The following is a 26,399-nucleotide window of genomic DNA, read 5'->3' as shown; positions in this document are numbered from 1 at the left end:
TTCGCCCGGGTCTGGCGCTACTGCTCCTCGATGATGGTTGTGCCTTCGAATTCCGGCAGCCAATGCAGCGCCGAGCGGTGCCAGATCTGCTTTCTCGGCACCAGTTGCTCGCGCTGCCGTGCCGTGCCGACCCTGATACCGTAAACCTTCGGTCCCTCGCCCGCCGACGTGGCGTAGAGATGCGAGCCGCACTCACCGCAAAATGCCTGGGCGCGCTTGGCGCCGCTCGAACCGGTCTTGATATAGATCTTCGGCGTGCCCTTGGTGATCCTGTAATTGTCCTCGGACGCCGGCACGGTGACGCGAAAAGCCGTTCCGGTTAGCTTCTGACAATCGATGCAGTGACAAATGGTGGTCTTTTCCGGATCGACTTCGGCCTCGTAAGTGATAGCGCCACAATGACACGCGCCGTCGATTTTCATCTTCGTTCCTCCTGGAGCTTTTGCCTGCGATCATAGCCGGGACTGCCCGATGGCGCATCGATTTCCTCAAGCCATTTTCCTTAGGCCGGTTCTTGTCCGGATGCCCCCGCCAAGGCCTTGCTCCGGCGTTCCCAGGTGCCGGTGGTCTGCGGCTTGACGAACAGCCGCGTCACCTCCGGCATCTCCGCCTTCAGCCGCGTCTCGAGGCGCTCGACACAGGTCTCTATCTCGGGCGCCGACAAATGATCCTCGAACTCGATGCTCAAAGCGGCGACGATCTCCTGCGGACCCATATGCAGCGTCAGCACGCCATTTGCCCGTTGCACCGCCGGGTCCTGCTGGATGATGGCCAGCACCTCTGTTTGCACCTCGGGCGAGGCCGGCTCGCCGAGCAGCAGGCTCTTGCTTTCTCGCGCCAGGAAGATCGCGGTCGCGCCCAGGATCAGCGCGATGCCGATCGACGCGGCGCCGTCGAGCTTCGGCATGTCCAGCAATTCCGCCGCCAATATCCCGGCGAAGGCGACAACGAGGCCGAGAAGTGCCGCGCTGTCCTCGAAGAGTACGGTGTAGACACTCGGATCCTTGCTGAGCTGCACCGCCTCAAGCCAGCCGTGGCTGCCTTTTTGGTGGCGGAATTCCTTCAGCGCCACCAGCCAAGAGGTGCCTTCGAAGAGGAAGGAAAGGCCAAGGACAGCGTAGTTCACCTTGGCGTTGGCGATCGGCTCCGGCACCATGATGTGCGTCACGCCTTCGTAGAACGATATGCCGGCACCCAGTGCAAAGACGAGGAGCGCGACGATGAAGCTCCAGAAGTACAGCTCGCGGCCATGGCCGAGCGGATGCGTGCGGTCGGCCGGCCGGGCGGCACGGTGCATGCCGTAAAGCAGCAGGCTGCCATTGCCGGTATCGACGAGCGAGTGGACGCATTCCGAGAGCATTGCCGAGCTGCCCGTGAACAAGGCAGCGGCAAATTTGGTCAGTGCGATCGCAAGATTTCCGGCGAGCGCCGCATAGCTCACTTTTTTCGACCCGCCATGCGCCGCCATGGTGTGCTGCCTTGGTTGATGCACCGAGATTGGCGGAGCGCCCGCCCACGCTCCACAGTCCCCCACAACGCCCGAAGTGCCCAGTTGTTCACAAGGTCAGTTGTTCAAAAGGGCGGCGCGGGGCTATTCGACGACCTCGTCCGTCCAGACCTTGAAGCCAGCCAGCGCGCCCGGCCCAAAAATGTGGGTCAGCGGCACATCGGCGGCATCGCGTCCGGAGGCAATCAGGATGCGGCCGATGCGCGGCGCGTTGTTGCGCGGGTCGAACGCTTGCCAGCGGCCGCCGAGATAGACTTCCATCCAGGCGGCGAAATCCATGTCCGACCACGGCTTTGGCAGGCCGATATCACTGATATAGCCGGTGCAGTAGCGGGTCGGAATGTTCAGGGCGCGGCAGAAGGCAACAGCGAGGTGAGCAAAGTCCCGGCATACACCACTCTGCTCGCGATAGGCCTCGGCGGCGGTGCGCGTCGGCCGCGCATTGAAATAGTTGAAGACGATGTGGTTATGGACGAAGTCGCAGACCGCCTGGACGCGCGGAATGCCGAGCGGGGTGCTGCCGAACAGCCGCCACGCTTCATTCGACAGCACGTCGCTCTCGCAATAGCGGCTGGGCAGCAGGAACAGCAGCGTCTCCGACGGCAGATCGCGCACCTCGTGCTGCCACGCCGTCAGCTCGCGCGTCTCGAAGGAACCGGGGTCGCGGATCACCGCGTCCGTGCCGAACGCAAAGCGCCCGGCCGGCGCAACGAAACGGTTGCACCAATTGCCGAAACTGTCGCGGTAGCTCTCGATCGGCACCGGCGGGTTCGACGTCAGGAAGTCCGGCCGCTCAAGATCGGATGCGCGCGAATAATGGACATTTAGCATCGCGATCAGCGGTGTTTCCTGCGGGAAGTCGAAGCTCATCTGGCAACCGATGTGGATCCGCATTGTCGTCCTGACCGGCCTGCCTGATCATCAGCTGGCGAAACGCGAGGGCTGATGCTGCAGTGCGAAGAAGACCATGGCACGGACCGCTGCGGTTTACGAGGGAATTAGAAACCGGTTGACAGCCCATCGGCCAGGCGACTGCACGGCAGCGGCCTCTTGCAGTCGAACGTTTTCTCTTGTTTCACTTCGCCAGATATCAACTGGAGGAACGAATCATGGCTAAGGGTGCGATGAAGGCAGGCAAGGAGGCCCGCAAGCCGAAGAAGGACGCGAAGAAACCGGCTCCGGCGCCGGCCCTGAAGGCACCGCCGGTGAAGGCGATGAAGCTGAAGGACAAGTAGAGCCGCAGCTACCGGCTTATTTCGACCGGCCGCAAACGCGGCCGGTATGATTGTTCATTAAGCTCACGCGCATCCCCTTGGATGCGGCGAAGGCAATTTTTGCGCTTTTCAAGAAATCGGCCGAAAGCCATCGAAACGGAGCGTTCCGATGTCGTCGGTTTTCCTGTTCCTCGCTGGCCTGTTCGAGATCGGCTGGGCGATCGGCCTCAAATACACCGACGGATTCTCGAAGCCGCTACCGACCGTCCTGACGGTTGCCTCGATGATCGTCAGCCTGACCTTGCTCGGCCTGGCGCTGAAGGCGTTGGCGGTCGGCACCGCTTACGCGGTGTGGACCGGCATCGGCACGGCGCTGTTGGGGATATGGCTGCTCGGCGAGCCAGCGACGGCGATCAGGCTGGCCTGCATCGCGCTAATCGTCTGCGGCATCATGGGACTGAAGCTCGCGGCTTAGCCGATTCTGACAGACGAACGCGTTCGGGGCCGCTGCAAGGCGGCCCTGATTCTTGAATTCGGCTGATCAGTGCCGGAAGGCGCTATCGCGCGGAGAAGCCGGGCGGCGTCCTGCCGGTGCGCTGCTTGCGCGCGGCATAGCGTGCGTCACGCTTGGCCTTGCGTTCGGCCTCGTCGGCAAGAAAACGGGCGATGCGCTCGTTCTCTTCAGCTTCCCGGATCTTCGCTTCGGCCTGTGCTGCTTCTTCCGCGGCGATGCGTGCCGCTTCGGCAGCTGCCTCGCGCTCGGCTTTTTCGGCCGCTTCGCGCGCCAGCTTTTCCTGCTTCAGCTTGGCCTTTTCGGCCTCGCGTATTGCGCGGGCCTCGAGGATCGCCTTGCGCTCGGCCTGTCGTGCCAGCACCGCTGGATCATCTGCCGCCGGCTTTGCCTTGAAGCGCTCCAGAAGCGCCTTCTTTGCCTCGTTTGCGGCATTGCGCCGCTCGAAAACGTCTTTTTCCCTATAGATAGCCAAGTCCACTTCCCTGAAGTCAATTTGCGACGCTTACATACGCGTGAAAACCGAGAGTTCAAGCGCCAAAACGGTATGCCAGCCATGAAATTCTGATCTGTTGCAACCGGGAGACGCCATTTCGATTGAATTCGGCCGAAAGCACCCGCACTGTTCACCATCCAGGCATCTGGCGGGGCGGCGGACTGATCGCTACGTCTAGCGCCAAGACAAAACGCTGAGATGACAGTATGGAACTCGGTCTCTACACCTTCGCCGACGTCAGCCCGGAACCGGGTCCCGGTGCGATCGGTGCGCATGAGCGGTTGCGCAATTTGATCGAGGAGATCGAGCTCGCCGACCAGGTCGGGCTGGACGTCTTTGGTCTCGGCGAGCACCACCGTCCCGACTATGCTGCCTCGGCTCCGGCGGTGGCGCTGGCGGCGGCGGCCGAACGGACCAAGCGCATAAGGCTGACCAGCGCTGTCACCGTGCTGTCCTCCGACGATCCGGTGCGCGTCTTCCAGCAGTTTGCCACCCTCGATCTTCTGTCCGGCGGCCGTGCCGAGATCATGGCCGGGCGCGGCTCGTTCATCGAATCCTTTCCGCTGTTCGGCTACAATCTCGAAGATTATGACGAACTCTTCGCCGAGAAGCTCGACCTGCTGCTCGCCATCCGCGATCATGTCAAGGTGACCTGGTCGGGCAGTCTGCGCGCGCCGATCAATGATCGTGGCGTCTATCCCCGGCCCTTGCAGGACAAATTGCCGATCTGGATCGCCGTCGGTGGAACACCGCAATCCGTCGCCCGCGCGGGCGTGCTCGGGTTGCCGCTGGCACTGGCGATCATCGGTGGCGAGCCGGCGCGGTTCGCACCACTGTTCGACATCTACAGGGATGCAGCCAGGCGCACCGGCAACGACCCGGCAAGCCTTGCCACCAGTCTCAACGTGCACGGCTTCATTGCCGACAGCACGGACCAGGCAGCCGAGGATTTTTACGGGCCGCAGGCCGAGGTGATGAACCGCATCGGCCGCGAGCGCGGCTGGGGGCCGACATCGCGGGCACATTTCGACCAATCGCGCGGCCCAAACGGCGCGCTGTTCGTCGGCAATCCAGAACAGGTGGCCGAGAAGATCCTTGCCCAGCACAGGATATTCGGCAACGACCGCTTCCTGCTGCAAATGGCGATCGGCACCATGCCGCACGCCAAGGTGATGAAGGCCATCGAACTCTACGGAACCAAAGTGGCGCCGATCGTGCGCCGGGAAACTGCGAAGGCCGTTCCCGCCGTGGCGGCGCCGGTTGCCTGATTCCCAGTCACCTGATTCACCGGCAAGGCCGCGAGGCGGCTTTGCCGGTGACGCCGGCTAACGGAACCTTGAAGCGACAGAGGCGTTTTCGCCAACGGTCTGCACCAATCGCGGTGTGCCGCCGAGGGTCAGAATGAAAGCCGAACCCGACGCTTCGGGCGCAAGCGCTGCCGAAAGCCCGGATCCGCGCGTCGAGGCGCGGGCGGATGCGCATCTGATGCGTTCGCTGCTCGTCGGCATCTTCATCCTCATGGCGATCTACGCGCTTTACTTCGCCCGCGCCTTCTTCATGCCAGTCATTCTGGCTTTCCTGCTGGCGCTGACGCTGACGCCGATCGTTCGCTTCCTGCGCAAGCATGGCATGCCCGATGTCATTTCAGCGACACTGCTGGTGCTGCTTTCGTTCTGCCTCGTCGCCGTCGCGGGATATCTGCTCAGCGGCCCGGTCATCGATCTCATCAACAACACCTCGACGATCGGCCAGCAGCTTACCGAACGTCTGGCACAACTGCGCCGTCCGTTCGAAAGGATCGTGGAGGTTTCGCGTCAGATAGAGGGACTGACGCAGACATCCCAGGAGCCGGGCGTTCAGAGGGTGGCGATGGCGCCATCCGGTATTCTCTCGCAGGCCGCCGGCAATGTACTGTCGGCCGGCACCAGCGTCACCATCGTCTTCGTCCTGTCGCTGTTCCTGCTCGCCTCCGGCACGATGTTCTATGAAAAGATCGTCCAATCCTTCCCCAGTCTCAGCGAAAAGAAGCGGGCACTGCGTGTCGTCTACGACGTCGAACGTGAAATCTCGCACTATCTGCTTACCGTCACGATCATCAATACATGTCTCGGCGTGGTCATCGGGCTCGGCCTGTGGGCACTCGGCGTGCCAAACGCGCAGGTCTGGGGCGCGGCAGCGGCTCTGCTCAATTTCCTGCCCTATATCGGAGCGTTAATCACCATCACGCTGGTCACGATCATTGCGCTGATAAGCTTCGACACGATTTCCTACGCGCTGCTGGCGCCGGCCTTCGTCGTTCTATGCTACATCGTCGAAGGCCAGTTCGTGACGCCGACGGTGGTCGGCCGCCGTCTCGAAATCAACGCAGTGGCGATCCTCATCGCCATCGCCTTCTGGTCGTGGCTATGGGGTTTTGTCGGCGCGCTGCTGGCGGTGCCGCTGCTGGTCGTCATCAAGGTGTTCTGCGATCATTTCGACGGTCTCAGCCATGTCGGCAATTTCCTGGCGGCGCAACACACGGCAGCGATCGAGGACGAAGAGATTTCCGAGGTGAACAAGTAGCGGCTTAAAGGGTCAAAAGCGCCCCCCCGATGGTGCAGATCACGACCTTGCATCGGTCGCACGTCCGTTGTGCCCTCAGCGCTCCATCAACATTTTGAATTTGCCGCCTCGGCAACGGCTTCCTACATCCCTTCGGCCCACAGGAAACCCGCGCCGATGACCGTTCTTTCCGTTCTCGACCTGTCGCCGATCGTCGAAGGCAGCAACGCTTCACAGTCACTCGCCAATTCGCTCGATCTCGCCCGTCATGCCGAGCGGCTGGGTTACCGGCGCTATTGGCTGGCAGAGCACCACAATATGCCGGGCATCGCCAGCGCTGCCACCTCGGTGGTCATTGCCCATGTGGCCGGCGGCACCGATACGATACGCGTCGGCGCCGGCGGCGTCATGCTGCCCAATCATTCCCCGCTGGTCATCGCCGAGCAGTTCGGTACGCTCAACGCTCTGCATCCTGGCCGCATCGATCTCGGCCTCGGCCGGGCGCCCGGCACCGACATGGCCACGGCACGGGCGCTGCGCCGTAACCTCGACGCTGGCGCCGACAATTTCCCGCAGGACGTCGTCGAGCTGATGGGTTACTTGCAGCCGGCCGAAGACGGCCAACGCATCCGCGCAGTGCCCGGCGAAGGCGAAAAGGTGCCGATCTGGATTCTCGGTTCCAGCCTCTACGGCGCGCAGCTTGCCGCCATGCTCGGCCTGCCCTACGCCTTCGCTTCGCATTTTGCGCCGGCCGAGCTCGACCATGCTCTGGAGATCTACCGCTCGCGTTTCCAGCCTTCGGAGCAGCTCGACAAGCCTTATGTGATGCTCGGCCTCAACGTCTTCGCCGCTCCTTCCGATTCCGAGGCGCGGCTGTTGTTCACCTCGCTGCAGCAGGCCTTCGTCAATCTGCGCACCGGCCGGCCCGGCCGATTGCCGCCGCCGGTCGAAGGATATGAGCGCGAGCTCGATCCAATGGCCAAGACCATGCTCGGCCAAGCGCTTTCCTGCGCCGTCGTCGGCTCCCCGGAAACGGTCAGGCAAGGCATCGAGGCGTTTGTGCGCCGCACAGGGGCCGACGAGCTGATGGTCACAGCGCAGATTTTCGACCATGCGGCGCGGGTGCGCTCGTTCGAGATCCTGGCCGACGCTCACAAATCGCTGTCGGAAGCTGCCTGAGAGTTGGTTCGCCACTTGCCACTGTTGCGGGCAAGGCCGGCCTTAGGCAGGGACATCGCGAACGGGTGTGCGAAGACATAGCGAACAATTTCGCGCGTTTTGCGCGAAGGTTTTCGATCCGTCATGCTCGTCCGTTAGCGGGAAACGCGGCGTCCACTAAATGACGATCACCTTGGTGCCGATTGTGGCGCGGTCATAGAGATCGATGATGTCCTGGTTCATGAGGCGAATGCAGCCCGCCGACACAGCTTTGCCGATGGACCACCATTCAGGGCTACCGTGCAGGCGATATCCAGTGTCACCTTTCTCGTTAAAAAGATAGAGCGCCCGCGCCCCGAGCGGGTTCATGAGTCCGCCCTCCATATGGGCCGGTATGATGCGGCCTCGCTTCTGCTCGCGCACGATCATCGCAAGACGGCGCGCTCCAATCCGGCCATTCGCGCTTCCTCGCAACGTGAGCAGTGCCATGCCACTCGAAGCCCGCCTTGCCGACGCCGATTCCGTAGCGCAGCGCCTGACCGTCTCCCAACACGTAGTAGAGGAACTTCGCTCCTGTATCGACAATGATGGTGCCCGGCGCCTCTTCAGTCGCATAAGGCACTGTCTGCCGATGGAACTTTTGGTCAACTTTGTAGATCGGAACCGGCGGAACGCGAAAACCGGCGTCGGTGAGGCCGCCATAGGCCGAGGGGAAAGTCTTAAATGCGCCGCCGGTGGTGCAGCCGAAGAATGCGGCCATCCCAGCAAGTACCAGCCCGATTAGGATCGATTTCACGCGCATGACTCAAGCGGGCGCCCGTGTGGGCGATCAGCCGCATCTCGTCATATTCCTAAACCGACATGCTTCGATTGCCAAGATTTTCCTGACTGTCGGCTGGCTGATTGTTGGCCACTTGGCTCGATCGGCGCCCGTCCTTCAATTGCTCGGTTTTCGAAAGACGAACGCCCGTAGTGGCTGCGAAGGCCGGGGTCGGCAGGACAGAGGGAGCGCTGTCCGTCCGGCATTGCAAAGTTTCTGAACAGAGCCCAAGCGCTACGCGCTGACGCTCTGCGCAGTCGCACCTAGCGGACGGCATGAATTGCGGATCATCAAGCGTCCCTTGAGCGTCAGCTTGCGCGGCGGCGCATCCCTGTTTCCGGCGAGCCGGTCGAGCAGCAGATTGGCCGCCTGTTCGCCAATCGCCTGCACCGGCTGTGCGACCGTGGTCAATTGCGGCCGGAACACATCCGACCACGGAAAGTCGTCGAAGCAGGCGACCGAAATATCCTCCGGACAGGACAGGCCGATATCGCGAATGGCCTTCATGGTGCCGATCACCATCGGGTTGTTGGCCGAAAAGATGGCGCTCGGCCGGTCGTGCAGCGAAAGCAGCTGCATGGTGGCGTTGTAGCCGTCGACTTCATGGAAGTTGCCGAAGCGGACGAGTTCGGCCTCGGCCGGCAGGCCGGCGGCCTGGAGGGCCTCGCGGTATCCCGCCATGCGGTCATGCATCGGCGAGATATCGAACGAGCCGGAGATGTAGCCGATGCGCCGATGGCCGAGATCGATCAGGTAAGTGATGGCGTCGAACACCGCGCGCTGATTGTCGAGAACGACGGCATCGGTGTCGACACCCTGGCAAACACGGTCGAGCAGCACGACCGGCACATTGGCGTCGTCGACAATCCGTTTGAGGATCGCGCCGTCACCGACACGCGCGACGATCAGTCCGTCGACCATGCGGTCGAGCAACAGCCTGATCTGGTCGTCCTGCGTGTTCAGGTGCTCGTCGGTGCAGCACAGCATGACGGCGTAGCCGGCCCGGTCGAAAGCCTGCTGGATGACCGAAACCACGTCGGTAAAGAACGGATTGGTGATGTGTGGGACGGTGAGCCCGATGGTGCGTGTGGTGCCCATCTTCAGGCTGCGGGCAATGGCGTTGCGCTTGTAGCCGATGTCGCGGATCGCCTGTTCGATGCGCTGGCTGAGCTCGGGGCTGACGGTCGCGGTGCCATTGATCAGCGCCGATACGGTGGCCACGGAAACACGCGCGGCCTCGGCCACATGAAGCATAGTCGGGGCAGTGAATTTGCGCTGCTTTTTTCGTCCTGACGCTGTCATTTTCGAAACGTTTCACCACTCCACGGTAGCAATACGTACGGAATCTTATGATTTTGCGCAAGAATTGAAATGGAACAATCTCAGGCTCCAGATATTGCCTTGACATGATCGAAACGTTTAGATTAGCGTTTGAGGTGTTCGGTGACGACGGAGGGAGGCCGTCCTTGTCATGCAGCACGGCAATTCCATCCCTGCGCAAGGCGTTGTGGCGGACGGCTCGGCTATCGTGCTGAGCGCCGAGCACATCTCCAAGTCCTTCGGCGGTATCGCCGCGCTTGTCGATGTCGGCTTCGAACTGCGGCGCGGCGAGGTCCATGCGCTGATGGGCGAGAACGGCGCCGGCAAGTCGACGCTGATGAAGATCCTGTCCGGCGTCTATACGGACTATAACGGAACGGTCAGTATCGATGGCCATCCGGTGCGCTTTGCCGGCGTCCGCGAAGCCGAGCGCGCCGGCATCGCCATCATCCACCAGGAGCTGAACCTCGTTCCCGAACTTAGCGTCGCCGACAATATCTTTCTCGGCCGCGAGAAGCTGATCGCCGGGCTGATCGTCGACCGCAAGGCGAGCAGCCGCGCTGCCGGCGCGCTCTTGCAAAGGCTCGGCATCGAGCTCGACCCGGATGCGCGCGTCGGTGCCTTGCGCGTCGGCGAACAGCAGCTGGTCGAGATCGCCAAGGCGCTGTCGATGTCGGCGCGCATTCTGATCATGGACGAGCCGACCTCGGCGCTTTCGCCGGCCGAATGCCAGCGGCTGTTCCGCATCATCCGCCAGCTCGCCGACAGCGGCGTGGCGATCGTCTACATTTCGCACCGCATCGACGAGGTCATGCATCTGGCCAGCCGCGTCACCGTGTTTCGCGATGGACGCCACGTCCTGACGCGGGCGATGGACAAGCTCGACGAAGACGCCATAATTTCGGCGATGGTCGGGCGAAACCTGCTTGCTTCCTCCCAGGAGCACCGCATCCCCGGTGGCAACACGGTCCTGTCCGTAAGCGAGCTGTCGCTGTCGAAGCCCAATCGCAATGGTTGGCGCACCGTGCTCGATGGCGTCAGCTTCGATCTTGCCGCAGGAGAAATCCTCGGTATCGGCGGATTGCTGGGCTCGGGCCGTACCGAAATCCTGGAAACCATCTTCGGGTCCAGCGGCGGACGTGCCGGCGGTGAGATCAGGCTCGATGGCGAGGCAGTAGAAATCCGTTCGCCGCGCGATGCGCGCCGGCTCGGCATCGCCCTGGTCACGGAAGACCGCAAGACGCAAGGCCTGCATCTCGAGGCCTCGATCACCGACAATGTCGCGCTGCCGCTGGTCGGCGCGCTGGCGCGGTTCGGCGTGCGCTCGCTGGCCGGTGAGCAAGGGCTGGCACGGGACGCCGTCAAGGCGCTCGGCATTCGCTGCGAGACTGTCGAGCAGCCGGCCGGCACGCTGTCCGGCGGCAACCAGCAGAAGGTCGTCATCGGCAAATGGCTGGCGACGAGGCCGCGGGTGCTGCTGCTCGACGAGCCGACACGCGGCATCGATGTCGGTGCCAAGCGGGAAATCTACGATCTCATCTTCAAGCTGGCGCGAGACGGGCTGGCGATCGCCGTCATCAGCTCGGAATTGCCGGAGCTGCTGCATCTTTCCGACCGTATCCTGGTCATGGCCGACGGCCGCCAGACGGGAATCCTATCCCGCACGCAAGCCAGCGAGGAGGCCATCATGCGGCTTGCGGCGCCGCGACGGACGATGACGAGGCCTGCCGCATGAGCATTTTGCATATCCTGTCCCGGACGAAGCTCTATTGGGGCCTGATCGCCATCTTCCTGATCGGCGTGCTCGGCTCGCCGATCAGCTCCAAGGGCAACAACATCTTCCTGTCCTACGGCAACCTGCTCGATGTGCTGCGCCAGGTGTCGACCACCGGGCTGATTGCCACCGGCATGACTGCGGTGATCATCACCGGCGGTATCGACCTTTCCGTCGGCTCGCTGATGGCTATCTGCACGGTCGTCTGTGCCATGCTGCTGACGGTCCCCGGCGTGACGCCGGCGGTGGTGCTGGGGGTGCCGACAGTTGCCCTGGCAGCCCTTTGCCTCGGCATTCTCGTCACTCGTTTCATCCTGCTGAACATCGAAAAATCCCGCGCCGGCGCGCAGGCCACGCACGACATCAGGTTGGACAGCGTTCGCGGGCTGGTGACGCCCGGCATTGTCGGGGTGATCCTGTGCAGTCTGGTGCTGTGGTTCCTGCTGCCGCAGGTGGGCTCAAAATTCGGCGTGCTCGGCGTGCTGCTGGTGGCGCCTTGCGTCGGCCTGCTGTTCGGCGCGCTCAACGGCTTCATCATCGTCGCCGGGCGGCTGCAGCCCTTCATCGTGACGCTGGCGATGATGGTCACTGCGCTCGGCATCGCCCGGCTGACAGCCGGCCAGAACAATGCGGTGCTGCCGGTCTACACCGGCTCGAATGCCACCGCCGATTTCGAAATGCTGCGCTCGCTGGTATTCGGCGTGATCCCGATGCCGGGCCTGTTCTTCCTCGGCGCCATCCTGATCTACGGCGCCGTGCTGCGCTTCACCCCGTTCGGCCGCTATGTCTATGCGATCGGCGGCAATGAGGAGGCGGCGCGGCTGTCGGGCATCGCCGCAGGCCGCGTGAAGATCGCCACCTATGCCGTGTCAGGGCTGCTGGCCGGCATCGCGGCGGTGCTCTATGTCGCGCAATACCGGCAAGGCAAGCCTGATGCCGGCGCCGGCCTGGAGCTCGACGCGATCGCCGCCGTGGTCATCGGCGGCACCAGCCTGATGGGCGGACGCGGCAGCCTCACCGGGACGTTCTGCGGCGTGCTGATCTTCGGGCTGCTCTCCAACATCCTGCAGCTGCACAACATCAATTCGAACCTTCAGCTGGTGCTGAAGGGGATGATCATCATCGGTACCGTGCTCGTACAGGAGCGCAGTGCCGGTGATCTTCTCTTCTATCTGCGACTGCCCGGTGGGCAAGCGCACAAGGAAACGGCCGCGGCAAAGCGGCCGTCGCAAGAGACCGCGTCTCTGAATATTGGAGGAAACAAGAAATGAAACGACGTGAATTGTTGAAGCTCGCCGGGCTGACAGCGGCACTCCTGACCACGACCGCCATGCTTGCCGGCGGCGCCCATGCGCAGGACAAGAAGTGGAAGATCGGCTTCTCGCAGGTGACGACCATCGAACCCTGGCGCGCCCAGTTCAACAAGGACATCCTGGCCGAAGCGGCCAAGCATCCGGAAGTCGAGCTGATCATCACCGACGGCGAGGACAAGACCGAGAAGCAGGTCGCCGATGTCGAAAACCTTATCCGTCAGGAGGTCGATGCGCTCTTGGTATCACCGAAAGAATCCGCTGGCCTGACCGGTGTCGTGCAGCAGGCGATCGATGCCAAGATCCCGGTCTTCGTGCTCGACCGCAACGTCGAAACCAACGACTACACGCAGTTCGTCGGCGGCGACAACAAGCTGATCGGCCGAGCTGCCGGTGAATATGCCGTCGAGCTGCTTGGCGGCAAGGGCAAGGCCGTCGGCAACGTCGTCGAGATCTGGGGCGGCATGGGCACCCAGCCGGCACACGACCGCCATGACGGCTTCCATGAATTCACCGACAAGGAGCCGGGCATAAAATACCTGCTCGACCAGCAGTCGGGCGACTGGAAGCAGGACCAGGCCTACAACATCATGGCGACGGCGTTGCGCAACAACGAGAAAATCGATCTTGTCTACGGCCACAATGATCCGATGGCCTATGGCGCCTATCTTGCCGCCAAGGACGTCGGACGTGAGAAGGACATCAAGTTCATCGGCATCGACGGCCTGCCCAATGAAGGCGTGCAGCTGGTCGCCAATGGCGAGCTGACGGCGACGTTCACTTATGTGACGCCGGGCGCCGAAGGGCTGCGGCAGGCGATCAAGTTCCTGAACGGGGAGAAAGTGGAAAAGACCATCACCCTGCCGACGGAGAAGATCACCAAGGAAAATGCCGCCCAGATCCTGAAGGACAACGGCCTCTGAGACGAGGCTTTCCTGCCGGGCGTTCAGCGCCCGGCAGGAACAACAACCAAGCGCCGGCAGGCAGCAGATTAAGCCAGCTTGGCCAGCAGCTTCATGAAAATGGCCGCTTCCTTGGCAGAAAGCGGCGCCAGCGTTTCCTGCGTAATCTCACGGGCAAGCGGGATCAGCCGCTCGATCGCGTCGCGCCCCTCAGCGGTCAGATTGACCAGCAGGCGCCGTTTGTCGACTTCGTGTTTGCTAAGTTCGACAAAGCCACGCGCTCTCAGCCGGTCGATGACGCCCTTCACGGTCGCCGCATCCATGGCGATCAGGCTGCCAAGCTGGTTCTGCGAGGTCTCGCCGACGTCGCGCAATTTGGCCAAAGCGGCAAATTGCGGCGGCGTCAGATCGGCGATGTGTGCGGCGAAGATCGAGACATGGCGCTGATGCGCCTTGCGCAGGATGAAGCCGACCTGCTCCTGCAAGCGATAGTCGTTTTCGTCAGGCTCCTCGGCCTCGACCAGCTTGAGCCGATTGTCCTCGGCGCTCACCGCAGCCCATCCCATGCCTTAATTTCCTTGGCCGCCAGCCCACCCATGCGGTCGTGCACGCGCGGGCCGCAGGTCATGGCGAGGCAAAACAGGATCTCGTCGGGACGGGGGCCATCGCTGATGCCGATTTCCATGGCATCGAAATGGCTGCGCACATAGGCGGCGTTGATGTGGCCGAGCGGCACATCGAGCCGCGCGCCGAAGCCGCCGACCTTCTTTGCCGAGGGCACGATCGCCTTGGCGTCGCCGAGCCGTTCGCGCATGGCATAGCCGCCCGGCACATGCCACAGCGCGCCATGCTCCAGCTCGCCCGCCATGCCGACGATGGCGCCCTTGCCGTAACCGTCGATCTGTTTGACGTCGCCGCCCAATGCGGCAACAAGCCTGTCGGAGAGCAGCAGCCCGAGCGGCTTCAAATCCTCCATGGCGCTCTGCAGTTCCTCGACGTAATGGCCGGCGAACGGGTTCTTGACCACAGCCATGGCCGCCGCGCGGCGCCGCGGCACCTTCGCCACCGGCCCGCCTTCGTGAAAAATCTCTTCGGTCAGCACGGCGATCTTGCGGATCGGAAACTCAGGCATGAGCAATTTCCCTCTCTAAAACTTTATTGGCGAGCGCCATCGGATCTGCGATGCGCGCCTGACCGCCGAGGAAAAGTGCCGCGGCGGCAATCAGGCCGCGCCGCCGAAACTCCTCGGCAACGGCAAATCCGCCTTCCAGCGCGATAGCGATTTCAGCGGCGGAAAGCAGCCCCACGCCCTGCGTCACCAAACGGTCGCCGAGGTCGCTGTCAGGTGCGAGATCGCGCGCCCGTACGCGCCTAACGGCCGGATGACCGGGCAGGTCGACGGCGTTGGCGATCAAGGTCGCGGCGGCATCGGCTTCAGCACCCGTTCGCGCCAGCACCGTGACCGCGTCGGCGATGCCCAGCGAAAAGGAGCGGCCGCGCCAGCCGCTTGTCGCGACACCGCGGATCCCGTCTTCGGGGCGGATCGTGAGACGATCTGCCAACCCATGACCTGTCCCGGCAATGGCAATTATCATCGACTGCCCGTGGCCGAGATAGATCGCGCTGTCGCCGCCATTATTGACATAGGCGCGCTCGAGCCGGCGGCCGGCAAGCAGCGCGCCAAGCACTTCGTCGGCTACCGAGCCGGCGACGGCCGCCATCGGCGTGATGAATTGTTTCGCTAGCGGAACGACCGCCACTTCCATGCGGCGCGCCGTCGGGCCAGCGAAAGCACGTGGCCGCGAGGCGGCCGGGCGCCGCAGTTCGGGCAACTCTTCGACCAGTTCAACCAGGATTGTCTGGAAGCGCGCCACTGCCTGGCGATATGCGGCGCTGCATTCACTCGCCTCGCCGAATGCCTCGACGATCAGATCGATCGGCCCATGATTGAGGTGAAGCCTCCGGCCGTCCTCGAGCCAATGCGCCTGCGGGCCGTTCATCGCCCGGCCCCGTTTGCGGTCGCGCGACGCAACTGCGCCAGCGGCGGCCAGGGATTGTCACGGGGTGCGGCCGTGCCGCGGCGCGGATTGAGATATTCGCCGCCCTTGGCCAGGATATCGTCGACGCTGCGGATTTCGCCTTCGTAGCCGCCAAGCCTGACATAATCGTCGCGGTGCATGGTGAACTCGATCGGCGCCACCAGCGCCGGCGTCGGCACATAGCCGAAGGCGCCTTCCGGGACGCGGGTGACGTCGACCATCAGCGTGATGCCGCCGCCCGGCCAGACATAGACCGGCGCGCCGCCGACCGTCACGTAGGTCGTCAAGCCCTGCACCGAGCGGGTCAGATTGACCGGGTTCTCGGTGACGCCGGCGCGCAGCGAGCCGCCGGCGCCGCCGACGAAAAGCACGGTGCAGAGCGCCGGCTCGCAATTGTCCTCGATCAGTTCGACCGACTTCCGCAGCCGCTCCGGGAACGGTTTCTGGACCGGCTTCAATTCGTCGTCGAGCTCGTAATAGGCGAATTGCTCACCGGTGGTCGAGACCATCAGCAGCGACATGCCGGGGCGCGCACCCTTTTTGGCGTTCCATTCACCAAGGATCGACAGCGGGTCGGAAATGCTGGTGCCGCCCCAGCCGAGGCCGGGCTCCGACACCTTGAAATAACGGCCCGGCGTCGAACGGCGGCCGATGATCTTGATGCCGGTATCCCGCCAGCCAAGCACCTTGCCGGCCTGATGCTCGGAGACGACGCCGGTGATGTGGTCATCGACCACCACCACCTCGTCGACAAGGCCGCGCCATTGGGTCGCGAACATGCCTATGGTAGCCGAACCGCAGCCAACGCGCATGCGCTGCTCGAGCTTGCCGTCGATGACCGGCGGCTTGCCGGCTTCGACGATGACGGTGGCGCCGCCGTCGATGACGAGTTCAACCGGTTTGCGGTTGCACAGGGCGAGCATGGCGTCGCAGGTGGCGCGCCCTTCAGCCTTCGAGCCGCCGGTCAGATGATGTACGCCGCCCAGCGACAGCATCTGCGAGCCGTATTCGCCGGTCGTGACATGGCCGATCGCCTCGCCTTGGGCACGGACCGTAGCCGTTTCGGGGCCGATATGACGGTCGGTGTCGATCTTCACCTTGACGCCGCAATAGGAGAAGATGCCCTCGGTGACGACGGTGACCAGATCGACGCCCTCGACCTCCTGGCTGACGATGAAGGGCGCCGGCTTGTAATCGGGATAGGTGGTGCCGGCGCCGATGGCGGTGACGAAGCGGCGGCCGGTGTTGACCAGTTCGCCGTCCCATGCCTCGCCTTCTTCGGCAAAGGGTACGATTGCGGCGCCGGTCTCGGCCGCGTGGTCGAGGATGGTCAGTGGATCCATCCGCACGATCCTGCCGCCAACATTGCCGTAGCGATCGCAGGCGCCGGTGCGGCCATCGGCGATGTAGCACATGACTGGACAGGCATCGCAGCGGATCTTCTCGGCCACCAGCTTCTCGCCGGGATCGTGGGTCTCGAAGCGTTCGGCAAGCTCGCTCATCGGCGCGCCTCCTTGTCGAGGATGGCGGCGCGGATGCGGGTCGGCGTCGCCGGAATTTTGGTGACCAGCACACCGGTGGCGTGGCGGATGGCGTTGAGGATCGCCGGCGCCGTCGGGATCAGCACATGCTCGCCCAAACCCTTGGCGCCGAAGGGTCCTTCCGGATCCGGAACTTCTATCAGGATGGTCTCGATCGATGGCACGTCGCCGATCGTCGGGATCAGATAGTCGTGCAGGTTTTCGGTGCGCCCGGGGATGAATTCCTCCATCAGCGCCATGCCGATGCCCTGGGCGATGCCACCCTCGATCTGGCCCTCTGCCAGTAAAGGGTTGATGGCCTTGCCGACATCGTGAGCGGCGGTGATTTTTATAAGCTTCACGGTGCCGAGCCTGAGGTCGACCTCCAGTTCGGCGATCTGCGCGCCATAGCCATAGACGGCATAAGGCTTGCCCTGGCCCTTGGCATCGAGCGGCAGCGTCGGCGGGTCGTAGCTTTCCTCGGCGCGAAAGACAAAGCCTTCGGGGTCTGCCTTCAGCGAGGAAAGATCGACGCGGCGGGTCGCTTCGCCTTCCCTGATGCTCAGGCTTGTGCCGTCCAGCGCAATCGCCGCCTTTTCCGAGACATTGGCGAAACGCAAGATCTCCTCGCGCAAGGCGCGGCCGGCCTTTTCGGCGGCCTTGCCGGTGACGAAGGTCTGGCGCGAGGCCGAGGTCTTGCCGGCGTCGGGGGTGATCGCCGTGTCGGCGCCTTTCAGCATGAATTTTTCGAGCGGAAGACCCAACGCATCGGCGCAGATCTGCGCGATGACAGTGTTCGAGCCTTGCCCGATATCGACCGCACCCTGATGCAGGACGACTGCGCCCGATGCCGAGATGCCGACCTTGATGGTCGACGGATTGGGCAGCGAGGTGTTGCCGCAGCCGTACCAGCAAGAAGCGATGCCGACGCCGCGTTTTTTGATGCTGCTACCGGCATTGAACGCTTCGGCATCGCGAACGGCACGCTGCCAATGTGAACGGAGGGCCTCGAGGCAGTCGGCGATGCCGACGCCCGACTCGAGCCGCTGGCCGGTGACTGTTTCGGATCCGTTCCGAAGGCAGTTCTTCAGGCGAAAGGCGAGCCGATCCATGCCGAGCTTGTCGGCTAGGTCGTCATAGAGGGTCTCCTGCATGATCGTCGCCTGCGGCACGCCGAAACCGCGAAAGGCGCCGGCAATCGGGCCGTTGGTGTGGATGGCGCGGCCTTCGGCGCGATAGTTCGGCGTCGCATAGGGGCCGGAGGCGTGCACCGGCACGCGGTTGGCGACCGTCGGCCCCCAGCTGGCATAGGCGCCGGTGTTGAAATCGCCGGCGAAGACCATGCCGGTGACACGGCCGTCGGCATCGGCGCCGATGCTCGCTCTCATCAGAGCCGGATGGCGCTTGGTGGTCGAGATCATCGATTCGGTGCGGCTGTAGGCGAGCGCCGCCGGCCGGCCGGTTTTCATGGCGACGAGGCCGATGAGCGGTTGCAGCGAGACGTCGAGCTTGGAGCCGAAGCCGCCGCCGGTGGCGGTCGGCACGATGCGCACCTGTTCCGGGGCAAGGCCGAGCACTTTTGCCGTGTCGTCGCGGTCCATATAGGGCGCCTGCGTGCAGGCGACGACGACCAGCGTGTCGCCGTCCATGAAGGCATAGCCGGCTTCCGGTTCAATATAGGCGTGCTCGACATAGGAAGTGTCGATGGCGCCGGAAACGACGAAAGCCGCACCGGCGAGCGCGGCTTCGGGGTCGCCACGCTCGACGAAGCCGGAGGTGAGCAGGTTCGAGGGCCGGTTTTCATGGACCAGTTGCGCGCCGCCGGCCTGCGCTTCGCCAGTTTCCAGAAAATGCGGCAACTCGGTCCAACTGACAGGCAAATCGGCAAGGTCGAGATCGAGGATAGCCTCGCGTTCGCCGGCAACCAGGGCCACCGCCTCACCGCGAAAGCGCGAAACCCCTTCGGCCAGCGCCGGCTGGTCGGCGAAGGGCGCGATGACGCCGAAACAATTCTTTCCCGGAATGTCGGCGGCGGTGAAGACGCCGGCAATGCCGGGACGGGATTTCACCCAACTGCCGAGGTCGCCAAAAGTGAAAGCGGCACGATAATGCGGCGAGCGGACCACCAGCACCGACAATGCGTCGGCCGGGAATGAATCACCGCCGAATTTTTCGTCGCCGGTGACTTTCGGCAGGCCATCTACGCGGATCGGGGAGGAGCCGACGGCATGGCCAGAGGATGGCATGCGCGGATCGAGGCTGTCGGTGTGGCGCCAAGCATCCATCACCGCGGTGACGATCTTGCGGTAGCCGGTACAGCGGCAGAGCACGCCGCCCAGTGCATCCTGCGTTTCGGCCTCGCTCGGGCAAGGCGTCCTGTCCAGGAGTGCCGTTGCCGCGACCAGCAGGCCGGGCGTGCAGGCGCCGCATTGCGCTGCGCCATGGCTGAGGAACGAAGCCTGCAGCGCCGACAACCGGCCATTGGCGAGGCCTTCGACTGTCGTCACCACGGTGCCGGAGGCGGAAGCCGCGGGCATCAAGCAGGCGCAGACCGGCTCGCCGTCGACCAGCACCGTGCAGGCGCCGCAATCGCCGGCATCACAGCCGATCTTGGTGCCGGTCAGCCGCAACTCGTCGCGCAGCACCGCGGACAGCCGCCGCACCGGCGGCACACAAACGCTGACGGCGGCGCCGTTGACTTCGAAGGCGATGTCGGCGCGCTCCATGCCCATCAGGCCGCCGCCCTTTCGTCGGGAACAGCGCCCATCGCACCAAGCACGGCGCGGGCGACGATCTCGCGCGCAGCGTCCAGCCGATATTCGGCGCTGCCGCGCACGTCGCCGATCGGCGACAGCTCGTCCATCGGTGCGGATTGGATCGCAGTGGCCAGCGCGTGGCCGACGGGCCGGCCGCGTAGCGCCGCCTCGACACCCGCCAGGCGCCTGGCGACAACCGAGCAGGAACCGACGGCGACGGCCGCGTTCCTGACCATACCATCTTCGACGGCCAGGCGTGCGGCGGCCATGGCGATGGAGATGACGAGATAACGCCGCGCGCCGAGTTTCACGAAGGCGGAGCTGCCGGCGGTCGCGGGTTTGGGAATGCGGATTGCCGTGACCATTTCGCCGGGCTGCAGTGCGGTGCGACGGTTGCCGAGGATGAATTCTGCAAGGGGCAGATGCCGGGTCGCCACAGCGGAACGCAGTTCGACTTCGGCATCGAGCACCAGCAGCGCCGGCACGCCGTCGGCGGCCGGCGAGGCGTTGCAGAGATTGCCGGCAATCGAGGCAACGTTCTGGATCTGCACCGAGCCGACTTCCCGCGCCGCCTGCTTCAGCGCGTCGAAAGGCGCCGGCAGAGGATGGCGGACGAGATCGGTCCAGGTGGTGCGTGCGCCGACGAGCCAATGGTTTTCGGCTTCGGCAATGCCGCGCAATGCCACCAGGCCATTGATATCGAGGACATTGTCGCGGAAAGGCTTGCTGCCCTGTGCCGGATAGAAGTCGGTGCCGCCGGCGAGGATGCGCCATTGCCCTTCGCCCAGCAAAGCGAGGGCATCGTCGACCGTGGTGGGTTTTGCGTAACGGATCACGCTTTGCCTTCCCAGAATGGGCTTCCCGAGAGGGGATCCTGCCGAAAGATTTTCCCGAGCATTCAAGGCAGGAAATTCATTCGTATGCAAATGATATCAAGCCGGCAGGAATTGTCAAAGCCAGAGTTTGCACGACTGTTGGCACCGGTGCACCCGGAATGCGTTTGTTATGCCATGAGAGGTTGACGCAGCCGGCCATCTGGTCAAGTTTCTGCGTCCGGTCGCGTTTTTATTGGAGCCTAAGCTCAAGACCAAGAAAATAAGGAGGCTCCATGGCCGACGAAGCGCTTGTCGTTATCGACCTGCAGAACGATTTCTGCCCGGGTGGCGCCCTTGAAGTGGCCGGTGGCGACGAAATCGTGCCGTTGGTCAATGACCTAATCCGGCGGACCGAGCACGTCCTGCTGACGCAGGACTGGCACCCTGCCGGCCATTCGAGCTTTGCCTCCAGCCACCCCGGCAAGCACCCGTTCGAAACGATCGACGTGCCTTATGGCCACCAGACGCTGTGGCCGGATCACTGCATCCAGGGCAGCCTGGGATCGGATTTCCATTCGGGCCTCGCCTGGAGCAAGGCCGAGCTGGTGATCCGCAAGGGGTTCCGTCCTGCGATCGACAGCTATTCCGCATTCTTCGAGAACGACCGGACGACGCCGACCGGCCTTGCCGGCTATCTCCGGGATCGGAACATCGAGACGCTGACCCTGGTCGGCCTGGCGACGGATTTCTGCGTCGCCTTTTCGGCGCTCGACGCGGTCAAGCTCGGTTTTGAGACGTCCGTGCGGCTCGACGCCTGCCGCGGCATCGATCTCAACGGCTCCGTGGAGAGGATGCTGGGCCGGATGCGCGATGCCGGCGTGACACTGATTTGAACGTCATCCAGCCGAACCTGACAGACTTTTGAGGGGCTTCATGCGGTTTGCGGCGTTGACGGCAAGTGCTGCACTTATTGCAGCAATCTTTTCTCCGAGAGCGGTTCTCGCGGCCGAAGCGCACGAATTGCCGGGCGCCGCCATGTCGCTTTGGTGGGTGCTGCCGTTTGCCGGGCTATTGCTTTGCATCGCGACCGGCCCGCTGCTGTTCCATCATGCTTGGGAGCACCATTACGGCAAGATCGCTGCCTTCTGGGCAGCGTTGGTGATCGGGCCGCTGGCCATCGCCTTCGGCATCCCGTCCGCCACGCAGGCGGTGCTGCATGCGCTGCTCACGGAATACATGTCGTTCATCATCCTGCTGTTTGCGCTGTTCACCATTTCGGGCGGTATCTTCGTTGCCGGCAACATACACGGCACGCCGCTGGTCAATGCCGGGTTGTTGCTGGGAGGGGCGCTGCTTGCCTCGATCATTGGCACAACCGGCGCCTCGATGATCCTGATCCGGCCGCTCATCCGCGCCAACGACAACCGGCGCTTCAACGCCCATGTCGTCATCTTTTTCATCTTCCTGGTGTCCAACATCGGCGGGTCGCTAACGCCGCTGGGCGATCCGCCGCTGTTCGTCGGCTTTCTGCGCGGCGTCGATTTCTTCTGGACGACAGTTCACCTGCTGCCCGAGACGCTGTTCGTCGCCGGCGTGGTGCTGGCTGTTTTCTTGGCGATCGACATCATCATGCATCGCCGGGAGGAAGGCGCGCCGAAGATCAAGGATCCGACGCCCGACAGCAAGGTGCGCATTCGCGGCCTGGCCAACATTCCGCTGCTGGCCGGCGTAATCGCCGCGATCCTGATTTCCGCTGCCTGGAAGCCGGGAGTGAGTTTCTCTTTTCAGGGCGTCAGCCTCGAGCTGCAGAATCTGGTGCGCGACGCCGCCATCCTGATACTGGCCTTCACTTCGCTTGTCGTCTCGCCGAAGGAGTTTCGCGGCGCAAACGCCTTCAACTGGGGGCCGATTGCCGAGGTGGCGAAGCTGTTCGCCAGCATCTTCATCTGCATCGTGCCGGTCGTCGCCATCTTGCGGGCCGGGCTCGATGGCGCGCTGGCGCCGTTGGTGCTGCTGGTCAGTTCGCCGACCGGCGCGCCGGACAACCTTGCCTATTTCTGGCTGACCGGAGCGCTGTCGTCCTTCCTCGACAATGCGCCGACCTATCTGGTGTTCTTCGAGCTGGCTGGCGGCGATGCGCAGCATCTGATGACCGAGCTCGCCTCGACGCTGGCGGCGATCTCGGCAGGCGCGGTGTTCATGGGCGCCAACACCTATGTCGGCAATGCGCCGAATTTCATGGTCTATGCCATTGCCAGGCATCGCGGCATCAAGATGCCGAGCTTCTTTGGCTATATGGCATGGTCGGGCGCGGTGCTGATCCCGACATTCCTGCTTGCCGGCTTGCTGTTCTTTGCCTGATCAGCCGACGCCGACATAGCGACGGACCGCGGAGGGATCGGAACGCAGTTCCTCGACATCGACCGTCTCGCGGTTGCGGCCGTTTTCGATGAAACAAACGCGGTCTGCGACCGACAGCACGGCATCGACGCGCTGCTCGACAAGAATTGTCGACACGCCAAGCGCACGCAGCTTCGACACGGTTTCGCGGATCTTGGCGATCATCGACGGCATCAGCCCTTCGGTCGGTTCGTCGAGCAGGAGCACCTGCGGTTCCAGACACAGGGCGCGGGCCATGGCCAGCATCTGCTGCTCGCCGCCGGACAGCGTGCCCGAACGCTGCCTGAGGCGCTGGCGCAACAGCGGGAAGAGATCGAGCACGTTCTCGCGCGTCGCCTTGCCCTTGTTGCGGGCCATCAGGCCGATCTCGATGTTTTCCGCCACCGTCATCTCGGCGAACAGCCGCCGGCCCTGCGGCACGTAGGCGACGCCGGCCTTGGGCACCTCGTGCGCCGGCAAGCCGCTCAATTCCCGCCCTTCGAGCCGAATCGAGCCGGAGCTTACCGGCACCAGACCCATGATTGCCTTCAGCGTCGTCGTCTTGCCGGCGCCGTTGCGGCCGAACAGGCAGAGCACTTCGCCCTCGTTCAAGACAAGATCGAGGCCATAGAGCACCTGGACCTCGCCATAGAAGCAGTCGACCCCGGAGATCGTCAGTGCCTTGGACTGGGCCTCAGCCATGGGTCGTCCCCAGATAGGCGTCCTGCACCGCGGCATTGGCGCGGATCTGCTCGGGCGTGCCTTCAGCCAAGATCCTGCCGGCGTTGAAGACGGTGATGCGGTCGGCGAGCCGCATGACCACCGGCATGTTGTGCTCGATCAAAAGCACGGTGGCGCTATCGGCGATCTCGCGCACCAGCTCGATGAAATTGTCGATCTCGCTGTCGGCAAGCCCTTGCGTCGGTTCGTCGAGGATCAGCAGCCGCGGCTTCAGTGCCAGTCCCATTGCCACTTCCAGCAACCGCTGGTGACCGTAGGACAATTGCCCGGCAGGCATTTGCGCCCGGTCGGCAAGGCCGGTGCGCTCGAGAGCCGCCATGACGCCGGTGTGAACCGCGCCCTTCGAGCGGCCGTCGGTCAGCGTGCGCTGCACCGGCAGGGCAACATTGTCGTAGGCGCTGAGATTGGCAAAGACGCTGGTGATCTGGAACGTATAGGCGATGCCGAGGCGAACCCGGGCGTAGGCAGGCAGGCTGGTGATGTCGGCGCCGTCGAAGACGATCATACCCGACGAGGGCTGGATGCGGCCGCTGACCAGGCTGACGAAGGTGGTCTTGCCGGCACCGTTGGGGCCGATGATGGCGCGAATCTCGCCCGGTATCAGCGCGAAGTCGACGCCGTCGACGGCACGCAAGCCGTCGAAACTGCGCGACAGGCCTTTGGTGGTGAGCAGCGGCATCATGGCAACCACCCGAGCCAGCGCTGGCGGATGCTGCCGATAATGCCTCTCGGGAAGAACAGCACCAGCAGGATGAGCGCTATGCCGACGATCAGCAAATAGGCCGAGGTGTAGCCGCTGGCGACGTCGATGACATAATACATGAACAGCGTGCCGATCAGCGGACCGAGCGTGGTGGCGGCGCCGCCCAGCAGCACCCAGAGCAGCGGCAGGATGGAATATTGCACCGAGGCGAAGCTCGAGCCGACATAGCCGAACAGCAGCGCATAGGCCGCGCCGGAGGCCGCGCAGATGCTGCCGGAGATGACGACGGCGGCAAGCTTGCTGGAGAACGTATCGTAGCCGAGCATCTTGGTCCGCTCTTCGTTCTCGCGGATCGCGACCAGCACGCGACCGTAGCCGGAGCGGACTATCGCCAGGCTTATGAGCAGCACGATCGAGAACAGTGCCAGCGCGCTCATATAGCGCACGGTCGGGTTGGTGAGGTCGAGCGACGTGCTGCCCAGGACAAGGACACGCATCGGCTGCGGCACGACCATGCCCTGGTCGCCACCGGTCCAGGCAGCGAAATAGAGGATGACGAGATAGAATACCTGCGCGAACATCATAGTGACGATCATGAAGGCGACGCCGGAGGTGCGCAGCGCCAGCAGCCCGATCACCAGCGCGAGAAGCGCGCCGCAGGCAAGCCCGGCTGCGAAGGCGGCCGGCACGCTCCAGCCGAGATGGATGACGGCAAGGCCGGCGCCATAGAGCCCGGCTGAAAAGAACATGGCATGGCCGAGGCTGAGCAGCCCGACATAGCCGAACAGCAGATTGTAGCCCATGGCGAAGACCGCCAGCACCATGATGCGGGCGAGCAGGCCGTGATGGTATTCCGGCAGGACGAAGCTAAGCCCGAAAAGCAGGGCGATGACGCCGAGGTGCAGCGCATATGGCTTTGCCGGCGAAGCATCCTTCATCGTGATGTCGTCCCGAACAGGCCCTGCGGCCGGAACACCAGCACCATGGCGACGAGCAAGGTGGCGATGATCTTGGCCAGCGTCGGTGAGAAGAACACCGAGATGATGCCGTCGGAAAGGCCGATCAGCACCGCGGCGACGACCGTGCCGCGCAGCGAGCCGAGGCCGCCGATGATGACGACGATGAACGACAGCAACAGCGGGTCCTGTCCCATCAGATAGTGGGCCTGGCTGATCGGCACGATCAGCACCGCGGCGACAGCAGCCAGCATGGCGCCGAGCGCGAAAACACCGGCATAGACTCTGGTCACCGGGATGCCGAAGGCCTGCGCCGTCTCGCTGTCATATTGCGTGGCGCGCATGACGAGGCCGATTTTCGTGCGCGTCAGCACCAGCCAGGTCGCGACCAGCAGCAGCGCCGACGCGGCGATGATCGACAGCTTGTAGCCGGAATAGCCGAACCACGGCAGGAGGATGCGGTAGCTGAACGGCGGCTGAACCGGCCGCGCCTCCGGGCCGTAGAAGGTCAGTGCCAGTTGCTGGATGATGTAGAGCATGCCGATGGTGGCGACGATGGTGGCTTCCGGATTGTAGTTGAGCCGGCGCAGCACCAGCCGTTCGGCGAGCAGCGCGATCAGGCCGACGATCAGCGGCGCCAGCACCAGGGCGGCCAGGAAGCCGAGCGCCGGATGGCCAGATACCGCCGTTGAGATCGCCCAGGCAAGCACCGCGCCCAGCATGAAGAACTCGCCATGCGCGACATTGACGACGCGCATGACGCCGAACACCAGCGACAGCCCAAGCGCCGTCAGCGCCAGCACGGCGGAGGTGACGAGGCCTTCGAGAGCGGCGAGGAGCAGGTGAGGTCCGAAGTGCATCGGCTAAGCACCGGCGGATGCGCGAAGCACCCCCCTCTGGCCAGAGGGGGGTATCTTGGCGCTCACGCTTGCTGCAG

At 63.7% G+C, this 26,399-nt stretch carries 25 protein-coding genes and 1 pseudogene; 10 read left to right on the top strand and 16 right to left on the bottom strand.

Going from position 1 to position 26,399, the window contains the following annotated elements; all coding sequences use genetic code 11:
• Positions 1-17: 17 nt before the first annotated feature.
• The 3 genes from NKH49_RS14155 to NKH49_RS14145 all read right to left on the bottom strand — a co-directional run bounded on the left by NKH49_RS14155 (position 18) and on the right by NKH49_RS14145 (position 2,401).
• Positions 18-422: a GFA family protein gene (locus NKH49_RS14155; RefSeq protein ID WP_023676952.1), complete on the bottom strand. Its 405-nt coding sequence runs from the start codon at positions 420-422 to the stop codon at positions 18-20.
• Positions 423-502: 80 nt separating this feature from the next.
• Positions 503-1,468 carry a cation diffusion facilitator family transporter gene (locus tag NKH49_RS14150; RefSeq protein WP_352926341.1) on the bottom strand — a complete coding sequence of 322 codons (966 nt, stop codon included), beginning with the start codon at positions 1,466-1,468 and terminating at the stop codon, positions 503-505.
• A gap of 123 nt (positions 1,469-1,591) precedes the next feature.
• A complete protein-coding gene (locus NKH49_RS14145) occupies positions 1,592-2,401 on the bottom strand; it encodes a transglutaminase-like domain-containing protein (protein WP_352539942.1) in 810 nt (269 codons plus the stop codon).
• A 215-nt stretch (positions 2,402-2,616) separates the two neighbouring features.
• Here NKH49_RS14145 and NKH49_RS14140 point away from each other — a divergent pair, with 215 nt between their 5' ends.
• Together NKH49_RS14140 and NKH49_RS14135 are read left to right on the top strand one after the other, a co-directional pair.
• The gene (locus NKH49_RS14140; RefSeq protein ID WP_013528464.1) at positions 2,617-2,742 is read left to right on the top strand and encodes a hypothetical protein; all 126 of its coding nucleotides are present in this window, start codon (positions 2,617-2,619) and stop codon (positions 2,740-2,742) included.
• Between the two features lie 148 nt (positions 2,743-2,890).
• Complete coding sequence (locus NKH49_RS14135) at positions 2,891-3,196, top strand: DMT family transporter (protein WP_352539941.1); 306 nt, start codon at positions 2,891-2,893, stop codon at positions 3,194-3,196.
• A gap of 82 nt (positions 3,197-3,278) precedes the next feature.
• On the opposite strand, the gene NKH49_RS14130 is transcribed toward NKH49_RS14135, so the two are convergent.
• Complete coding sequence (locus tag NKH49_RS14130) at positions 3,279-3,707, bottom strand: DUF6481 family protein (RefSeq protein WP_352615033.1); 429 nt, start codon at positions 3,705-3,707, stop codon at positions 3,279-3,281.
• Between the two features lie 227 nt (positions 3,708-3,934).
• Between NKH49_RS14130 and NKH49_RS14125 the strand changes: the two genes are divergently transcribed.
• The 3 genes from NKH49_RS14125 (at position 3,935) to NKH49_RS14115 (ending at position 7,448) form a co-directional block, all read left to right on the top strand.
• Positions 3,935-4,996: an LLM class flavin-dependent oxidoreductase gene (locus tag NKH49_RS14125; protein ID WP_352615035.1), complete on the top strand. Its 1,062-nt coding sequence runs from the start codon at positions 3,935-3,937 to the stop codon at positions 4,994-4,996.
• A gap of 133 nt (positions 4,997-5,129) precedes the next feature.
• On the top strand, positions 5,130-6,290 hold the full coding sequence (locus NKH49_RS14120) for an AI-2E family transporter (RefSeq protein WP_352472364.1): 1,161 nt from the start codon (positions 5,130-5,132) through the stop codon (positions 6,288-6,290).
• Positions 6,291-6,446: 156 nt separating this feature from the next.
• Positions 6,447-7,448, top strand: coding sequence for an LLM class flavin-dependent oxidoreductase (locus tag NKH49_RS14115; protein ID WP_352615037.1), 1,002 nt, complete (start codon positions 6,447-6,449; stop codon positions 7,446-7,448).
• A 156-nt stretch (positions 7,449-7,604) separates the two neighbouring features.
• On the opposite strand, the pseudogene NKH49_RS14110 reads toward NKH49_RS14115, so the two are convergent.
• Both NKH49_RS14110 and NKH49_RS14105 read right to left on the bottom strand, forming a co-directional pair.
• A pseudogene (locus tag NKH49_RS14110) lies at positions 7,605-8,187 on the bottom strand (L,D-transpeptidase).
• A 294-nt stretch (positions 8,188-8,481) separates the two neighbouring features.
• Positions 8,482-9,501 (bottom strand): LacI family DNA-binding transcriptional regulator, encoded by a 1,020-nt coding sequence (locus NKH49_RS14105; RefSeq protein ID WP_352449454.1) that lies wholly within the window; start codon positions 9,499-9,501, stop codon positions 8,482-8,484.
• 217 nt (positions 9,502-9,718) lie between these two features.
• Here NKH49_RS14105 and NKH49_RS14100 point away from each other — a divergent pair, with 217 nt between their 5' ends.
• The 3 genes from NKH49_RS14100 to NKH49_RS14090 are packed head-to-tail and all read left to right on the top strand — an operon-like array spanning position 9,719 to position 13,574.
• Positions 9,719-11,302: a sugar ABC transporter ATP-binding protein gene (locus tag NKH49_RS14100; protein ID WP_352615041.1), complete on the top strand. Its 1,584-nt coding sequence runs from the start codon at positions 9,719-9,721 to the stop codon at positions 11,300-11,302.
• Positions 11,299-12,612, top strand: a complete 1,314-nt coding sequence (locus tag NKH49_RS14095) for an ABC transporter permease (protein WP_023676963.1) — start codon at positions 11,299-11,301, stop codon at positions 12,610-12,612. Before NKH49_RS14100 ends, NKH49_RS14095 begins: the two co-directional genes overlap by 4 nt.
• On the top strand, positions 12,609-13,574 hold the full coding sequence (locus NKH49_RS14090) for a substrate-binding domain-containing protein (protein ID WP_352615043.1): 966 nt from the start codon (positions 12,609-12,611) through the stop codon (positions 13,572-13,574). The genes NKH49_RS14095 and NKH49_RS14090 overlap by 4 nt, the downstream gene beginning before the upstream one ends.
• A 68-nt stretch (positions 13,575-13,642) precedes the next feature.
• Here NKH49_RS14090 and NKH49_RS14085 read toward each other — a convergent pair whose 3' ends face one another.
• The 6 genes from NKH49_RS14085 to NKH49_RS14060 are packed head-to-tail and all read right to left on the bottom strand — an operon-like array spanning position 13,643 to position 20,704.
• Entirely contained in the window at positions 13,643-14,104 is a 462-nt protein-coding gene (locus tag NKH49_RS14085) for a MarR family winged helix-turn-helix transcriptional regulator (RefSeq protein WP_352506064.1), read from the bottom strand.
• Positions 14,101-14,685: an amino acid synthesis family protein gene (locus NKH49_RS14080; protein WP_352506039.1), complete on the bottom strand. Its 585-nt coding sequence runs from the start codon at positions 14,683-14,685 to the stop codon at positions 14,101-14,103. The genes NKH49_RS14085 and NKH49_RS14080 overlap by 4 nt, the downstream gene beginning before the upstream one ends.
• Positions 14,678-15,553 carry a UPF0280 family protein gene (locus NKH49_RS14075; protein ID WP_352615045.1) on the bottom strand — a complete coding sequence of 292 codons (876 nt, stop codon included), beginning with the start codon at positions 15,551-15,553 and terminating at the stop codon, positions 14,678-14,680. Before NKH49_RS14075 ends, NKH49_RS14080 begins: the two co-directional genes overlap by 8 nt.
• A complete protein-coding gene (locus tag NKH49_RS14070) occupies positions 15,550-17,094 on the bottom strand; it encodes a 6-hydroxynicotinate reductase (RefSeq protein ID WP_352615047.1) in 1,545 nt (514 codons plus the stop codon). The genes NKH49_RS14075 and NKH49_RS14070 overlap by 4 nt, the downstream gene beginning before the upstream one ends.
• Positions 17,091-19,844: a molybdopterin-dependent oxidoreductase gene (locus tag NKH49_RS14065; protein WP_352615048.1), complete on the bottom strand. Its 2,754-nt coding sequence runs from the start codon at positions 19,842-19,844 to the stop codon at positions 17,091-17,093. Before NKH49_RS14065 ends, NKH49_RS14070 begins: the two co-directional genes overlap by 4 nt.
• The gene (locus NKH49_RS14060) at positions 19,844-20,704 is read right to left on the bottom strand and encodes an FAD binding domain-containing protein (protein WP_352615050.1); all 861 of its coding nucleotides are present in this window, start codon (positions 20,702-20,704) and stop codon (positions 19,844-19,846) included. The genes NKH49_RS14065 and NKH49_RS14060 overlap by 1 nt, the downstream gene beginning before the upstream one ends.
• A gap of 272 nt (positions 20,705-20,976) precedes the next feature.
• Between NKH49_RS14060 and pncA the strand changes: the two genes are divergently transcribed.
• Together pncA and NKH49_RS14050 are read left to right on the top strand one after the other, a co-directional pair.
• Positions 20,977-21,576 (top strand): bifunctional nicotinamidase/pyrazinamidase, encoded by a 600-nt coding sequence (pncA, locus tag NKH49_RS14055; RefSeq protein ID WP_023676971.1) that lies wholly within the window; start codon positions 20,977-20,979, stop codon positions 21,574-21,576.
• A 40-nt stretch (positions 21,577-21,616) separates the two neighbouring features.
• Positions 21,617-23,044, top strand: coding sequence for a sodium:proton antiporter (locus NKH49_RS14050; RefSeq protein ID WP_352615052.1), 1,428 nt, complete (start codon positions 21,617-21,619; stop codon positions 23,042-23,044).
• Here the strand turns inward: NKH49_RS14050 and NKH49_RS14045 are convergent, their stop codons facing one another.
• Genes NKH49_RS14045 through NKH49_RS14030 form a run of 4 tightly spaced genes read right to left on the bottom strand, consistent with a single transcriptional unit; the run spans position 23,045 to position 26,322 of the window.
• Entirely contained in the window at positions 23,045-23,764 is a 720-nt protein-coding gene (locus tag NKH49_RS14045) for an ABC transporter ATP-binding protein (RefSeq protein WP_352472376.1), read from the bottom strand.
• Positions 23,757-24,485 (bottom strand): ABC transporter ATP-binding protein, encoded by a 729-nt coding sequence (locus tag NKH49_RS14040; RefSeq protein ID WP_352615053.1) that lies wholly within the window; start codon positions 24,483-24,485, stop codon positions 23,757-23,759. The genes NKH49_RS14045 and NKH49_RS14040 overlap by 8 nt, the downstream gene beginning before the upstream one ends.
• Positions 24,482-25,444 carry a branched-chain amino acid ABC transporter permease gene (locus NKH49_RS14035; RefSeq protein WP_352615055.1) on the bottom strand — a complete coding sequence of 321 codons (963 nt, stop codon included), beginning with the start codon at positions 25,442-25,444 and terminating at the stop codon, positions 24,482-24,484. Before NKH49_RS14035 ends, NKH49_RS14040 begins: the two co-directional genes overlap by 4 nt.
• Positions 25,441-26,322: a branched-chain amino acid ABC transporter permease gene (locus tag NKH49_RS14030; protein WP_352615057.1), complete on the bottom strand. Its 882-nt coding sequence runs from the start codon at positions 26,320-26,322 to the stop codon at positions 25,441-25,443. The genes NKH49_RS14035 and NKH49_RS14030 overlap by 4 nt, the downstream gene beginning before the upstream one ends.
• Positions 26,323-26,399: the final 77 nt, after the last annotated feature.

Source organism: Mesorhizobium sp. M1088 (assembly GCF_040318575.1).
In the GTDB taxonomy this organism is placed as follows: domain Bacteria; phylum Pseudomonadota; class Alphaproteobacteria; order Rhizobiales; family Rhizobiaceae; genus Mesorhizobium.
The sequence above is the reverse complement of the archived record's forward strand: the minus strand, read 5'-3'. Positions and strand labels throughout refer to the sequence as shown.

What these genes read in the sequence shown, in the direction of transcription:
- NKH49_RS14155 (WP_023676952.1), bottom strand. Translation starts at nt 422, where the DNA reads ATGAAAATCGACGGCGCGTGTCATTGTGGCGCTATCACTTACGAGGCC.
- NKH49_RS14150 (WP_352926341.1), bottom strand. Translation starts at nt 1,468, where the DNA reads ATGGCGGCGCATGGCGGGTCGAAAAAAGTGAGCTATGCGGCGCTCGCC.
- NKH49_RS14145 (WP_352539942.1), bottom strand. Translation starts at nt 2,401, where the DNA reads ATGCGGATCCACATCGGTTGCCAGATGAGCTTCGACTTCCCGCAGGAA.
- NKH49_RS14140 (WP_013528464.1), top strand. Translation starts at nt 2,617, where the DNA reads ATGGCTAAGGGTGCGATGAAGGCAGGCAAGGAGGCCCGCAAGCCGAAG.
- NKH49_RS14135 (WP_352539941.1), top strand. Translation starts at nt 2,891, where the DNA reads ATGTCGTCGGTTTTCCTGTTCCTCGCTGGCCTGTTCGAGATCGGCTGG.
- NKH49_RS14125 (WP_352615035.1), top strand. Translation starts at nt 3,935, where the DNA reads ATGGAACTCGGTCTCTACACCTTCGCCGACGTCAGCCCGGAACCGGGT.
- NKH49_RS14120 (WP_352472364.1), top strand. Translation starts at nt 5,130, where the DNA reads ATGAAAGCCGAACCCGACGCTTCGGGCGCAAGCGCTGCCGAAAGCCCG.
- NKH49_RS14115 (WP_352615037.1), top strand. Translation starts at nt 6,447, where the DNA reads ATGACCGTTCTTTCCGTTCTCGACCTGTCGCCGATCGTCGAAGGCAGC.
- NKH49_RS14105 (WP_352449454.1), bottom strand. Translation starts at nt 9,501, where the DNA reads ATGCTTCATGTGGCCGAGGCCGCGCGTGTTTCCGTGGCCACCGTATCG.
- NKH49_RS14100 (WP_352615041.1), top strand. Translation starts at nt 9,719, where the DNA reads ATGCAGCACGGCAATTCCATCCCTGCGCAAGGCGTTGTGGCGGACGGC.
- NKH49_RS14095 (WP_023676963.1), top strand. Translation starts at nt 11,299, where the DNA reads ATGAGCATTTTGCATATCCTGTCCCGGACGAAGCTCTATTGGGGCCTG.
- NKH49_RS14090 (WP_352615043.1), top strand. Translation starts at nt 12,609, where the DNA reads ATGAAACGACGTGAATTGTTGAAGCTCGCCGGGCTGACAGCGGCACTC.
- NKH49_RS14080 (WP_352506039.1), bottom strand. Translation starts at nt 14,685, where the DNA reads ATGCCTGAGTTTCCGATCCGCAAGATCGCCGTGCTGACCGAAGAGATT.
- NKH49_RS14075 (WP_352615045.1), bottom strand. Translation starts at nt 15,553, where the DNA reads ATGAACGGCCCGCAGGCGCATTGGCTCGAGGACGGCCGGAGGCTTCAC.
- NKH49_RS14070 (WP_352615047.1), bottom strand. Translation starts at nt 17,094, where the DNA reads ATGAGCGAGCTTGCCGAACGCTTCGAGACCCACGATCCCGGCGAGAAG.
- NKH49_RS14065 (WP_352615048.1), bottom strand. Translation starts at nt 19,844, where the DNA reads ATGGGCATGGAGCGCGCCGACATCGCCTTCGAAGTCAACGGCGCCGCC.
- pncA (WP_023676971.1), top strand. Translation starts at nt 20,977, where the DNA reads ATGGCCGACGAAGCGCTTGTCGTTATCGACCTGCAGAACGATTTCTGC.
- NKH49_RS14050 (WP_352615052.1), top strand. Translation starts at nt 21,617, where the DNA reads ATGCGGTTTGCGGCGTTGACGGCAAGTGCTGCACTTATTGCAGCAATC.
- NKH49_RS14045 (WP_352472376.1), bottom strand. Translation starts at nt 23,764, where the DNA reads ATGGCTGAGGCCCAGTCCAAGGCACTGACGATCTCCGGGGTCGACTGC.
- NKH49_RS14040 (WP_352615053.1), bottom strand. Translation starts at nt 24,485, where the DNA reads ATGATGCCGCTGCTCACCACCAAAGGCCTGTCGCGCAGTTTCGACGGC.
- NKH49_RS14035 (WP_352615055.1), bottom strand. Translation starts at nt 25,444, where the DNA reads ATGAAGGATGCTTCGCCGGCAAAGCCATATGCGCTGCACCTCGGCGTC.
- NKH49_RS14030 (WP_352615057.1), bottom strand. Translation starts at nt 26,322, where the DNA reads ATGCACTTCGGACCTCACCTGCTCCTCGCCGCTCTCGAAGGCCTCGTC.